Source organism: Methylobacterium oryzisoli, assembly GCF_046557895.1.
GTDB classification, from domain to species: domain Bacteria; phylum Pseudomonadota; class Alphaproteobacteria; order Rhizobiales; family Beijerinckiaceae; genus Methylobacterium; species Methylobacterium oryzisoli.
The window spans coordinates 1-12880 of record NZ_JBKIBX010000079.1; the positions used below are offsets into that span (position 1 = coordinate 1).

Genomic DNA, 12880 nt, shown 5'->3' on the forward strand with positions numbered 1-12880 from the left:
AACCCCTCTCCCGTGCGGGAGAGGGGTTCCGGCGCAAAAGCCCGGCGCGCCTCAGCGCTTGTCGAGCGGACGACCGAGGAGACGCGCGAACTCCGCCTCGATCTCCTCCACGGAGAACGGGTTCTGCACGCTGGAGGCCGCTTTCGGCTCCGATTTCGGATCCGGCTTGAGCTCCGCTGGCTTGGGCTCCGCTGGCTTGGGCTCCGCTGGCTTGGGCTCCGGCGGCGGAGGGAACGGCTCGGGCTCCGGCGGCGCGGGTTCGGGGGCCGGAGCGGCAGGCTCGGGCTCCGGTTCGGGCGGCGGGGGTGGCGGCTCGGGCGCCGGGGGCGCGATGTCCACCACCGGCGGGGGAGCCGGCGGCGCAACGGGCTCCGGTTCGGGTGCCGGCGGAGCGGCAGGCTCGGGCTCCGGCGTGGGCTCGGGCACCGGTTCGGGTCCCGGGGGCGGCGGCATGGCCGCCTCCGGTTCCGGCACGACGGGCGGCGGGGGCGGGGGCGGCTCGGGCTCGGGCTCGGGCGCCGGCGCGGAGGCCAGGACCGAGAAATCCGGCTCGGGCGCGGGCGGGCGCTCCATCACCGGCACCTCCGGGGCGCGCGGCGCCGGGGCCACGGCCGACGAGGGCCGCCGCAGGGCCTCTTCGAGCTGGCGGGCCATGTCGTTGAGGATCGCCGCATCGACCAGGCGCGGCTCGGCGCCCCGCGTCCCGGCCGGCGCGGGAACCGGCGTGGGCGGGGGTGCGAGATCCGGGGGTGTCGGATCCGGAGGCGCGAGGTCCGGGGGCGGCATGTCCAGGGGCGGGGGGGTCTGCCGGGCGGCGCGCAGGCTCGGCGGCTCGACGCGTCGGGACGCGTTGAATCGCGAGGCGCCGCGCACCGGCGCGGCCGGACGCGCCGGCTCCGGCGGCGGGGGCTCGGGCGACGGCGGTGCAGCCTCGGGCGGTAACGGGAAGGTGAAGGCGGGCTCCGCATGGGCCGCCGGCTGCGGCAGGGGCGGCTGCGAGAAGGGCGGCTGCGGAAAGGGCGGCAGCGGCGGCGGCAGCGAGGGCGGCTCCGCCTCGGCGGGGAGCGGCAGCGGCGGCTCGGGCTGCGCCTCGTCGTGCCCGTCGGCTTCCGCGGGCAGGCGGGCGCCCGCCACGCGCACGATGTTGCGCTCCACCACGACGTCGTTCGGCCCGCCGACCAGCAGGAGATGCTCGACGTTGTCGCGCCGCAGCAGGATGAGCTGCCGCTGCCGGTCGAGTTCGTAGATGTCGACGATGCCGAGCCGCGGCTGGCGCCCGCGCTGACCGCCCCCGTTGCTCAGGCTCAGGCGTCCGCGGGCGAAGCGCTTGGCGCCGAAGGCGAAGGCGCTGAGCAGGACGACCATGATCAGGAAGACGATCAGGTAGGACATCAGGGGCGAACCGTCCGTCCCGAAGAGCGAAGAGAGCAATGCACGGTCTCTCACGAGTAGGGTGCGCGGGGCACCGACGCGACATGGAGCGTATGTAACACGGGGTTCCGGCCCGTGCGCAGGGCGAATGACGGCATCTTAACAACATCATGGGCCTGCCCGATCCGCCGGCAGGCGCCCGGACCGGATTAACCGCCCCTTAACCAAGAACCCGGCATTTTTTGCCGGTCCCGCCGCCATGGCGGTGCGAACCGCAAGGCCGCTCCCGTGCCCGTCGCCGATCTCCCGCTCGTGAGCATGCTGCGCAACCGCATGCAGTGGAACCAGACGCGCCAGAAGGTGCTGGCCGAGAACGTCGCCAACGCCAACACGCCGGGCTTCCGCGCCCGCGACCTCAAGGCGCCGGCCTTCCGGCCGGACGGCAGCCTCGCGGCGGCGCTGCCCGCGGGCTTCGGCGTCACCCAGACGAACCCGCTGCACCTCGCCGGCAGCGGCGCGGGCAGCCCGGCGGAGGAGCGCCAGCGCACCCGCTTCGACGTGGTGCCGAGCGGCAATGCCGTGAGCCTGGAGGACGAGATGCTCAAGGCCGGCGAGAACCAGGCGGACTATCAGCTCGCCGCCTCGCTCTACCAGAAGAGCCTGCAGATGCTGCGCACGGCGGTCGGCCGCTGACGACCGGTGCTGGTTGAGGGGAGGGCGCCGTGGATTTCATGAAGGCGATCGGCATCGCGGCCTCGGGCCTGCGCGCGCAGTCCGGCCGGATGCGGGTGATCTCGGAAAACATCGCCAACGCCGATTCCGAGCCGAAGAGCGCCGCGGCCGAGCCGTACCGGCGCAAGGTGCCGACCTTCTCCCATCGCCTCGACCGGGAGCTCGACGCGAATGTCGTCGATCTCGGGCGGGTGCGCCGCGACGCGACGCCCTTCCGCACCAAGCACGACCCCGGCAACCCGGCCGCGGACGCCCGCGGCGAGGTGCGCCTGCCCAACGTCAACCTGCTGGTCGAGACCGTCGACATGCGCGAGGCCCAGCGCAGCTACGAGGCGAACCTCAACATGGTCTCGACCGCCCGCCGCATGATCTCCCGCACCATCGACATCCTGAAGGCCTGACCATGCCGACCAACGCCTTCGCGGCCGGCGCCTACGCGGCGGTCCAGAACCTCGGCCGGGGCGGCCCGGCCCTGTCGACTCCCGCGGCCCCGCAGGCCGGCTTCGGGCAGATGCTCACCTCCGTCCTCGACGGCGTGGCGCAGGCCGGGAACCGCAGCGAGGCCCAGGCCATGGCGGTGGGCGCCGGCAAGGCCAACGTGGTCGACGTGGTGACGGCGGTGGCCGAGAGCGAGACCGCGCTCCAGACCCTCGTGGCCGTGCGCGACCGCGTGATCTCCGCCTACGAGGAGATCATGCGGATGCAGATCTGATCCGCTCTCCTCCCGCTCGGCCTCCTCGCTCCAGCAGGGCTCCCATGACCGGCCTCGCCATCCTCGACATCGCCCGCGACGGCATCCTCACCTTCATCAAGGTGGCCGGCCCCCTGATGGTGGTGGCCCTGGTGGTGGGCCTCGTGGTCTCGCTGCTCCAGGCGCTGACCCAGATCCAGGAGCAGACCTTGATCTACGTGCCCAAGATCGTCGCGGTCTTCGCCGCCATGCTGTTGATGCTCCCCTTCATGGGGGACGCGATGGCAGGCTACATGACGCGGATCGCCGCCCGGATCGCCGCGGGCGGGTGACCCGGAGACCCGTGCGCCCGTGAACCTGCTCCTCCCCGGCATCGCGGCGGCCTACCTCCTCACCTTCGCGCGGGTGGGGACCCTGATCATGCTGATGCCGGGCATCGGCGAGACGGTGGTCTCGCCGCGGCTGCGGCTCGCCTTCGCGCTGCTCGTCGCGCTGGTGCTCTTTCCGCTGGTGCGCCCGCTCCTGCCGCCGATGCAGGGCGCGGGCGCCGGCCCGGCCCTGATCGGGGTGCTGATCGGCGAGATCGCCATCGGGCTGGTGCTGGGCCTCAGCGTGCGGGCGGTGCTGGCCGCGCTCCAGACCACCGGCACCATCGTGGCCCAGCAGCTCGGCCTCTCCTACGCCATGACGGTCGACCCGACGACCGCGGGCCAGCAGGCGACGCTCGGCACCTTCCTGACGCTGCTCGGCCTCACCCTGGTGCTCGCCGCCGACCTCCACCACCTCGCCATCGCGGGCATCCGCGACAGCTACGCGATGATGCCGCCGGTCGGCGTGCCGGCCACCGGCGATGCCGCGGAGGTCGCCATCCGGGCGGTGGCGCGGGGCTTCGCCCTGGCGGTGCAGATCGCCGCGCCCTTCATCGCCTTCGGCATCCTGTTCAACCTCGGGCTCGGCGTGCTGTCGCGCCTGATGCCGCAGATGCAGGTCTTCTTCGTCGCCACCCCGGCCTCGATCCTCGTCGGCATGCTGGTGCTGCTCGCGACGCTCGGCGTGATGATGGCGGTGTTCGTGGACGATCTCGGCCGCTGGCTGGCGCAGATGGGGAGGCCTTGAGCGCATGGCCGGCGACACCGAGCAGGAAGATCGCACAGAGGAGCCGACCCAGAAGCGGCTCGACGACGCGATCCGGCGCGGCAACGTCGCCACGAGCCAGGAGATCAACACGCTCCTCCTGCTCGGGGGCTTCACGCTGGTGCTGCTCGTCGCCTCCGGCTGGATCGCCCGCACCCTGACGCTCGACCTGCGCGGCCTGCTCGCGACGCTGCATCAGGTCCCGGCCGACGCGGCCGGCTTTTCGGGCGTGGGGCAGCGGGCGATGCTGGCGCTCGGCCTCGCCCTGGTGGTGCCGGCCGCCGCCGCGATCGCCGCGAGCCTCGCGGGCGGGCTCCTGCAGCACCCCTTCGTGTGGTCCACCGAGAGCCTGGGCGCCAAGTGGGAGCGCGTCTCGCCCGCCGCGGGGCTCAAGCGCCTCTTCGGGCCGGAGGCGTGGTTCCAGTTCGGCAAGGGGCTGGTGAAGATCATCCTCGTCGGCGCGGTCGCGGGCCTCGTCCTGTGGGGCGAGCGCGACCGGCTGGAGGCCTTCGCGCGGCTCGAACCCGCGGCGGTGCTGCAGGCGACGCTCTCTCTGGCGCTGCGGCTGATGGCCTGCATCCTGGCGGCCTACGTGGTGATCTCGCTCGGCGATGGCCTCTACCAGCGCTTCCGCTGGCGCTCGCGCCTGCGCATGTCCAAGGAAGAGCTGAAGGAGGAGATGAAGGAGAGCGAGGGCAACCCGGAGGTGAAGGGGCGCCTGCGCCAGTTGCGGATGGCCCGCACCCGCAAGCGCATGATGGCGGACGTGCCGAGCGCCGCCGTGGTGATCGCCAACCCGACCCACTTCGCCGTGGCGCTGCGCTACGAGGCCGGCATGGCGGCCCCGGTCTGCGTCGCCAAGGGCGTCGACGCGCTGGCGCTGAAGATCCGCGAGGTCGCGGGCCAGCACGGCGTGCCGGTGGTCGAGAACCCGCCGCTCGCCCGCGCGCTCCACGCCAGCGTCGAGATCGACGAGACCATCCCGACCGAGCACTACAAGGCGGTGGCGGAGGTGATCGGCTTCGTCATGCGCCAGCGGCGGCGGTGAGGCGTGGCCGGCCCGTCGCAGGCGCCAAAGCCTCCGACACCCATGCCTCCTCCCTGCCATCACGCTGTCGTGTACCGTGGGCGTCGGCATCGCAGGCCGCTCCCGCCATCCGGCAGGTTCGGCTTGCCGCTCCGGCCCGGTCAGGCATAACCGCACGGGCGAAGCGTGCACGATCCGTGCCGGAGACCGCCGCGGTTCAGTCTCCGGAAACGCCTCCGCGGCATGATATCGAGGTCGTGCGAGTCGCCGCGCGCGGTCGAGACCGAGTGAATCGCGGCGTCGCGTCTGACCCTTGAGCCCCCGTCGATGTCCGATGCCGTCTCCCTCGATCGCTCCGAGCGCCCCGGCCGGGTCAGCCTGCTCCTGCTGCTCGCGGGCCTGCTGGTCGGGGCGGCGGTGGGCCTCAGCTTCGTCGCCCACGAGCAGGCCCAGCCGCTGATCCTCGGCCTGCTGGCGGTGCTGGCGATGGCGGGCGTGTTTTCGCTGTTCGCGCTCGCCATCGGGGCGCTGCAATTCACCGGGCAGGGCACGCGCAACGACGTGACCAAGGCGGTGGTGGACGCCGCCCCCGAGGGCATGATCGCTGTGGAGGACGGCAACCGGCCGATCTACGCCAACGCCGCCTACCTGGCGCTGGCGGGCAGCGACAGTTTTTCCAACCTGCGGCCGGTGGAACGGGTCTTCGTCGGCAGCCCCGACGTGTCGGAGGCGGTCTACCGGCTGGCCCAGGCCGCCCGGGAGGGCCGCAGCCTCTCCGAGGAGATCCGGATGGCGCCGCCGCCCGGCGGCAGCGCCGAGCGCGACGTCGCATGGTACCGCATCGGCGTGCGCCCGCTGCCCCTGCCCCGCCGGCCGGTGGCCCTGTGGAGCGTGAGCGACATCAGCCACGAGCGCGAGCGCCAGGAGAACGTCTTCCAGGAGCTGCAGCACGCGATCGACTACCTCGACCACGCCCCGGCCGGGTTCCTGTCGGTCGATCCGCGCGGCGCCGTGGTCTACATGAACGCGACGCTCGCCTCCTGGCTCGGGCACGACCTCGCGCAGGTCGGCTCCGGGGGCTTGCGCCTGTCGGAGATCCTGCCCGCGGCGGTGGGCGAGGTGCTGGTGGCGGGCGACGGCCGGCCCGGCGAGGTGCGCACCGACGTGTTCGACCTCGACCTGCGCCGCCGCAACGGCCACCCGCTGCCGGCGCGCATCTACCACCGGGTCGCCTACGGGCAGGACGGCCGGCCCGGCGCCTCGCGCACCCTCGTGCTCAACCGCTCCGGCGGCGAGGAGGCGGACGATCCCCAGCGCGCCGCCGAGGTGCGCTTCACCCGCTTCTTCAACACCAGCCCGATCGCGGTGGCGACGCTGGACCCGGAGGGGCGGCTGGTGCGCGCCAACGCCTCCTTCGCCCGCCTGTTCGGCACCCTGCCGCGCACGGGCGAGGGCCGCGAGGCCGCCGCCCCCGTGCGCGACTTCGTGGCCGAGCGCGACCGCCAGAACCTCGACGGCGCCTTCGCGCTCGCCGCCGAGGGCCGCGGCGACGTGGCGCCCATCGAGATCGGCGTCGCGGCGCCCGGCAACCGCACGGCGCGGATCTGGCTCAGCCCGGAGGCCCGCTCGGACAGCGCCGCCGCGGAGGGGGAGGCGCGCGGGACCGCCCGCGAGACCGTGATCCTCTACGCCCTCGACACCACGGCCCAGCACCAGCTGCAGCAGCAGATCAACCAAGCCCAGAAGATGGAGATGGTCGGCCAGCTCGCGGGCGGCATCGCGCACGACTTCAACAACGTGCTGCAGGCGATCATCGGCTATTCCGACCTGCTGCTGGCGAGCCACCGGCCGGTGGATCCCGCCTTCCAGGACATCATGCAGATCAAGCAGAACGCGAACCGGGCCGCGAGCCTGGTGCGCCAGCTGCTGGCCTTCTCGCGCCGCCAGACCCTGCGGCCGGAGGTGATCCATCTCGGCGAGGCCCTGTCGGACCTGACGCTGCTGCTCAAGCGGCTGCTGGGCGAGCGGGTCGAGCTCGATCTCAAGCACGGGCGCGACCTCTGGCCCGTCAAGGCCGACGTCAACCAGTTCGAGCAGGTGATCGTGAACCTCGCGGTGAACGCCCGCGACGCGATGCCGAACGGCGGACGCCTGCTCATCCGCACCGGCAACGTCACGGCCGAGGCCGCCGAGCGGCTCCAGCTCACCGGCCTGCCCATCGCCGATTACGTGCTGGTGGAGGTGACGGATACCGGCACCGGCATGACGCCCGACGTGATGGAGAAGATCTTCGAGCCCTTCTTCACCACCAAGGAGGTCAACAAGGGCACGGGGCTCGGGCTGTCCACGGTGTTCGGCATCGTCAAGCAGTCGGGCGGCTACATCGACGTGAAGTCGGCGGTGGGCGAGGGCACGGTGTTCGGCATCTACCTGCCGCGCCACATCCCCGTCCCGGAGGCCGAGCCCGCCCCGGCGGAGGCCGCCGAGGCCGCCCCGGCGCCGGCCGCCGCGGGCGCGCCCGAGCCCGCCCGCAAGGCGCCGGCCGCCGACCTCACCGGCCGCGGCACCATCCTGCTCGTCGAGGACGAGGACCCGGTGCGCGCCGTCAACGCCCGGGCGCTCGCGGCGCGCGGCTACACGGTGCTGGAGGCCGCCTCCGGCGTCGAGGCGCTGGCGATCATGGGCGAGCGCGACACGGCGGTGGACCTCGTCGTCTCCGACGTGGTGATGCCGGAGATGGACGGCCCGACCCTGCTGCGCGAGCTGCGCAAGCGCCACCCCGACCTCAAGGTGATCTTCGTCTCCGGCTACGCTGAGGACGCCTTCCAGAAGAACCTGCCGGAGGGCGAGGAATTCAACTTCCTGCCCAAGCCCTTCAGCCTCAAGCAACTGGTCGAGACGGTGAAGACCACGATCGCCGGGTAGGGCGCTCGCCGCTCCTGCGGGCCAGGCCCGCAGGAGCGGCGATCCGGCCCATCGCCGTGGAACCGGCACTCTTCCTTGTGCGGGGTTCCGGCTCCATATTCCGGGAATGCCCGCCCCCAAGAAGCCCCGCCCGTCTTCGGCCAAGGCGTCGAAGCCCGAGCTGAAGCCGCTGGATCCCTTCCTCGCCGAACTGCTCAACCCGGCGCTCAACCGCGANTGCCCGCCCCCAAGAAGCCCCGCCCGTCTTCGGCCAAGGCGTCGAAGCCCGAGCTGAAGCCGCTGGATCCCTTCCTCGCCGAACTGCTCAACCCGGCGCTCAACCGCGACCGGCTGCCGGCTCAGGAAGCCCCCGCGCAGACCGCGCCGGAGCCCCGCCGCCGCGGGCGGCCCCGGAAAGGTCAGGCGGAGGCGCCCGGCTTCGGCGAGGCGCCGCAGGCCGCCTTCGCGCACGGCACCGTCCGGGACGTCGATCCGGCGCTGGCGCAGTCGCTCGGCCTGCGCAGCCCCGACGACGGGCCGGATATTGCGGAGGAGCGCGAGACCTCGCTCGCGACGGAAGGCGTCTCGGCCACGGTGGATGCCCTGACCAAGCTCCTCACCGAGGGCAACCCGCTGTTCAAGCACGGCCAGCCCTGGGTGCCGCACCGCCCCGAGCGGCCGCAAAAGTCCGAGGGCGGCGTCGCCTTCCGGCTGAAATCCGACTTCACCCCCGCGGGCGACCAGCCCAGGGCGATCGCCGACCTCGTGGAGGGCGTCCGCCGCACCGAGCGCGACCAGGTGCTGCTCGGCGTCACCGGATCGGGAAAGACCTTCACGATGGCCAAGGTCATCGAGGAGACCCAGCGCCCCGCCCTCATCCTCGCCCCGAACAAGACGCTCGCCGCCCAGCTCTACGGCGAGTTCAAGTCGTTCTTTCCCGACAACGCGGTCGAGTACTTCGTCTCCTACTACGATTACTACCAGCCCGAGGCCTACGTGCCGCGGTCCGACACCTTCATCGAGAAGGAATCGTCGATCAACGAGCAGATCGACCGGATGCGCCACTCGGCGACGCGCGCGCTGCTGGAGCGCGACGACGTCATCATCGTGGCCTCGGTGTCGTGCATCTACGGCATCGGCTCGGTCGAGACCTACACGGCGATGTCCTTCACCGTGACGATGGGGGAGAAGATCGAGCAGCGCCAGCTCATCGCCGACCTCGTGGCGCTGCAGTACAAGCGCATCCAGTCGGACTTCGCCCGCGGCACCTTCCGGGTGCGCGGCGACGTGATCGAGCTGTGGCCCGCCCACTTGGAGGATCGCGGCTGGCGCATCGGCCTGTTCGGCGACGAGGTGGAGGCGATCACCGAGTTCGACCCGCTCACCGGCAAGACCATCAACCAGCTGAAATTCGTCAAGATCTACGCCAACAGCCACTACGTGACGCCGCGCCCGACCCTGCAGCAGGCGGTGAAGGGCATCAAGGACGAGCTGAAGTGGCGGGTCGAGGAGCTGACCCGGATGGGCCGGCTGATCGAGGCGCAGCGCCTGGAGCAGCGCTGCACCTTCGACCTCGAGATGATCGAGGCGACCGGCGCCTGCAACGGCATCGAGAACTATTCGCGGTATCTCACCGGCCGCAAGCCGGGCGAGCCGCCGCCCACCCTGTTCGAGTACCTGCCCGACAACGCCCTCGTCTTCACGGACGAGAGCCACGTCACGGTCTCGCAGATCGGCGGCATGTACCGGGGCGACTTCCGCCGCAAGGCGACGCTCGCCGAATACGGCTTCCGGCTGCCCTCCTGCCTCGACAACCGCCCGCTGCGCTTCGAGGAATGGGACGCGATGCGGCCCCAGTCGATCCACGTCTCGGCGACGCCGGCCAAGTGGGAGATGGAGCAGACCGGCGGCGTGTTCGTGGAGCAGGTGATCCGCCCCACCGGCCTCGTCGATCCGGAGGTGATCATCCGCCCGGCCCGCTCGCAGGTGGACGACCTGCTCGGCGAGGTGAAGGAGGTGGCGCAGGCGGGCTACCGCACCCTCGTCACCACGCTCACCAAGCGCATGGCCGAGGACCTGACCGAGTACCTGCACGAGAACGGCGTGCGGGTGCGCTACATGCACTCGGACATCGACACGCTGGAGCGCATCGAGATCATCCGGGATCTCCGGCTCGGCGCCTTCGACGTGCTGATCGGCATCAACCTCCTGCGCGAGGGCCTCGACATCCCGGAATGCGCGCTGGTGGCGATCCTCGATGCCGACAAGGAAGGTTTTCTGCGCTCCGAGACCTCGCTGATCCAGACGATCGGCCGCGCGGCGCGCAACGCCGACGGGCGGGTGATTCTCTACGCCGATCAGGAGACCGGCTCGATGCAGCGGGCGATCGCCGAGACCGAGCGCCGCCGCGCCAAGCAGCTCGCCTACAACGCCGAGCACGGCATCACGCCCCAGAGCGTCAAGCGCAACATCGCCGACATCCTGGAGAGCGTGTTCGAGCGCGACCACGTGCAGGTGGATACCGGCCTCGCCAAGGGCGCCATCACGGTCGGCCACAACCTCAAGGCCGTGATGGCCGATCTGGAGAAACGCATGCGGGCCGCTGCCGCCGACCTCGACTTCGAGGAGGCTGCGCGGCTGCGCGACGAGCTCAAGCGCCTCCAGGCGACCGAACTCGCGGTCGCGGACGATCCGATGGCCCGCCAGGAGGCCGTGGAGGACCAGGCCGGCCGCTACGGCGAGAAGGGCGGGCGCCGCCGCTACGGCCGCAACGCCGACTTGGCCCCCGGCGCCGGCGGGACGGACGAGCCCCTGGGTTCGGGTCCACTTGGCTCCGGACCTCTCGGCCGCGGGCGCTCCGACGAGGGCACCCGCATCCGCAAGCCGACCCTCGACGAGATGGGGCCGGGCACCGACCGCGAGATCCCGATCTTTTCGGAGCGGCCTGCCGCCCGCTCGACCCAGGGCTTCCCCGGCCAGCGGCCGAAGTACAAGGGCCGCAAGGGACGCGGGTGACGCCGGCGGAACCCGGCGGGCCTGCGCCGCGTCGTGCCAGGATCGGGGCAGGCGCCTGAGCGGAGGGCGGGCGATGGACGGCATGACAGGCGGGCTCGCGCGCCTCCTCCTCGGCCTGCCGCTGCTCTTCCCCGCCGCGGCCCTCGCGCAGGCGGCCGAGACGACGGTCAGCCCCGGCGGGGTGCGCCTGCCGCAGGTGATCGCCACGCCCGATTCGGGCGCCGGGGCGCGCAGCGACGGCGCCGTCCCGCGGCCGGACCGGGTCGATTCCCTGGAGCCGCGGCTGGGTCGGCCTCCCTCTCGCCTCGCCGAGCCGCCGCCCGACCCGCTCTTCGCCGACCAGCCGGCCCCGAAGCCGCCCTGAGCGCGGGAACCGCGGCACGCCTCGCGCTTTTGCGGTCAAGATGATCCGGAGACTGGCCGATGATCTCTCGCCTCCGCCCCGCGCTGCTCGCGTCCGCCCTGATCCTGCTCGCCGCGCCCGCCCTCGCGATCTCCGACCGGCGCGACCAGCCGACCCAGGCCGACATCCCGGAGGGCTCCCGCGCCCCGACCGACGTCGCGCCGCCCCAGGCGATCAAGCCGGACACCAAGGTGATGCCGGGCGATGTCGGCCGCACCGGCAGCACCCGGAGCCGCACCAACCCGCTCGACCACCTCGACCCGCGCGACCGGCGCGCCACCGGCGGCGGCGACGGCGCGCGCGACGCCCGCTGAGGCCCCGTCAGGCAACCGCCACGCCCCGACCGGGTTAATCCTCCGAACCGCACGGGGGAGGGCGTCATGGGTCTGCTCGATCAGGTCATCGGGTCGGTGCTCGGCAACGTGCTGGGCGGCGGCCAGGGCCGCCACGAGGGCGGCGCCGGCGGGATGTCGCCGCTCGTGAAGGCGCTGCTGATGCTCCTCGCCAGCCGGGCGATGCAGGGCGGATTCGGCGACATCTTCGGCGGCGGGGAGCGGCCGCATCCGCGCGGTGGCGGAGGCTTTCCGCCCGATGGGGGCAACTGGGATCCCGGCCCGGATGTCGGCTACGACGATGCGCCGCCCCGGGGCCGCCGGGGCGGGGACCCGGACAACCCCTATTCCGACCTCTCGGGCATGCTCGACGGCCCGGGCGGCGCGCCGCAGCAGGGCGGCGGGCGCGGCGGCAGCGTGCCGAACCCCTTCGACACCGGCGCCGACCAGGATTCCGGCCAGTATTCGGGGATGGACCGCGAGATCCCCGACAATGCCGGCCCGGCGGGGCTCGACCAGCTGATCGACCGCTTCCGCCGCGGCGGCCTCGGCGACGTGATCGAGTCCTGGGTCGGGCCCGGCCAGAACCGGGGCATCCAGCCGCAGCAGCTCGTCCAGGCGCTGGGCCCCGACACGATCGACGTCCTCAGCCGCGAGACCGGGCTGGACCGCGGCACGCTCCTCGCGCAGCTCGCCCAGGTGCTGCCGGGCGTGGTCGACGGCCTGACTCCGCAGGGGCGGCGCCCGACCGGCGACGAGATGCGCGGCTGGTAGCGCGCCGACACGGACGCCGGTCCGGCGCACCAGGGCGTGCGGATGCGAGAACTGGGAGCGGCACGCGATCGCACCGCGATCCGATGCCGCTCCAGGGAGAGGGAGACGCCCATGCCTCGCTTCGATCGTCGCGGCTTCCTGGCCTGCGCGTGCTGCGCCGCGTTCGGGGGCTTCGCCGCGCTCGGCTCCGCCCCCGCCCGGGCCGCGGGACCCCGCACGAACCTCTCGCCCGACGAGGCGCTGGCGCGGCTCAAGGACGGCAACCGCTCCTTCGTCACCGACGCGCCGTTCCGGCGCGAGACCAGCGACCGCGACCGGCGCATCGAGATCGCCCGCGGGCAAACACCCTTCGTGGTGCTGGTCGGCTGCTCCGACAGCCGCGTGCCGCCCGAATTGCTGTTCGGCCGCGGCCTCGGCGAATTGTTCATCGTGCGCAACGCCGGCAACACCGTCGACAGCGTGGCGATGGGCTCGATCGAGTACGGCGTGGCCGAACT

Annotated in this window: 13 protein-coding genes; 12 read left to right on the top strand and 1 reads right to left on the bottom strand. The window is 72.7% G+C overall.

The genetic code is table 11. The annotated features are described in order from the left end of the window. Positions 1–51 precede the first annotated feature (51 nt). Positions 52–1392, bottom strand: coding sequence for a hypothetical protein (locus tag ACKUB9_RS33200; protein WP_407530793.1), 1341 nt, complete (start codon positions 1390–1392; stop codon positions 52–54). Positions 1393–1659: 267 nt separating this feature from the next. Between ACKUB9_RS33200 and flgB the strand changes: the two genes are divergently transcribed. The 12 genes from flgB to ACKUB9_RS33260 all read left to right on the top strand — a co-directional run. After that, positions 1660–2064, top strand: a complete 405-nt coding sequence (gene flgB, locus ACKUB9_RS33205) for a flagellar basal body rod protein FlgB (RefSeq protein ID WP_407530795.1) — start codon at positions 1660–1662, stop codon at positions 2062–2064. Between the two features lie 29 nt (positions 2065–2093). Then, complete coding sequence (gene flgC, locus ACKUB9_RS33210) at positions 2094–2504, top strand: flagellar basal body rod protein FlgC (protein ID WP_407530797.1); 411 nt, start codon at positions 2094–2096, stop codon at positions 2502–2504. 2 nt (positions 2505–2506) lie between these two features. After that, entirely contained in the window at positions 2507–2815 is a 309-nt protein-coding gene (gene fliE / locus ACKUB9_RS33215) for a flagellar hook-basal body complex protein FliE (RefSeq protein ID WP_410824847.1), read from the top strand. Between the two features lie 44 nt (positions 2816–2859). Further along, complete coding sequence (gene fliQ, locus ACKUB9_RS33220; RefSeq protein ID WP_238235045.1) at positions 2860–3126, top strand: flagellar biosynthesis protein FliQ; 267 nt, start codon at positions 2860–2862, stop codon at positions 3124–3126. Between the two features lie 19 nt (positions 3127–3145). Beyond that, positions 3146–3910: a flagellar biosynthetic protein FliR gene (fliR, locus tag ACKUB9_RS33225; RefSeq protein ID WP_407530801.1), complete on the top strand. Its 765-nt coding sequence runs from the start codon at positions 3146–3148 to the stop codon at positions 3908–3910. A 4-nt stretch (positions 3911–3914) separates the two neighbouring features. Then, a complete protein-coding gene (gene flhB / locus ACKUB9_RS33230; RefSeq protein ID WP_407530802.1) occupies positions 3915–4976 on the top strand; it encodes a flagellar biosynthesis protein FlhB in 1062 nt (353 codons plus the stop codon). 306 nt (positions 4977–5282) lie between these two features. Continuing rightward, positions 5283–7880, top strand: a complete 2598-nt coding sequence (cckA, locus tag ACKUB9_RS33235; RefSeq protein ID WP_407530804.1) for a cell cycle histidine kinase CckA — start codon at positions 5283–5285, stop codon at positions 7878–7880. Between the two features lie 216 nt (positions 7881–8096). Further along, positions 8097–10874, top strand: coding sequence for an excinuclease ABC subunit UvrB (gene uvrB, locus ACKUB9_RS33240; RefSeq protein WP_407530806.1), 2778 nt, complete (start codon positions 8097–8099; stop codon positions 10872–10874). A gap of 73 nt (positions 10875–10947) precedes the next feature. Beyond that, entirely contained in the window at positions 10948–11238 is a 291-nt protein-coding gene (locus ACKUB9_RS33245) for a hypothetical protein (protein WP_407530808.1), read from the top strand. A 59-nt stretch (positions 11239–11297) separates the two neighbouring features. Continuing rightward, positions 11298–11591 carry a hypothetical protein gene (locus ACKUB9_RS33250; RefSeq protein WP_407530810.1) on the top strand — a complete coding sequence of 98 codons (294 nt, stop codon included), beginning with the start codon at positions 11298–11300 and terminating at the stop codon, positions 11589–11591. Positions 11592–11657: 66 nt separating this feature from the next. Further along, the gene (locus tag ACKUB9_RS33255) at positions 11658–12383 is read left to right on the top strand and encodes a YidB family protein (protein ID WP_407530812.1); all 726 of its coding nucleotides are present in this window, start codon (positions 11658–11660) and stop codon (positions 12381–12383) included. Between the two features lie 111 nt (positions 12384–12494). Beyond that, positions 12495–12880, top strand: a 386-nt coding sequence (locus ACKUB9_RS33260; protein ID WP_407530815.1) for a carbonic anhydrase, incomplete at its 3' end; no start/stop codon positions are given.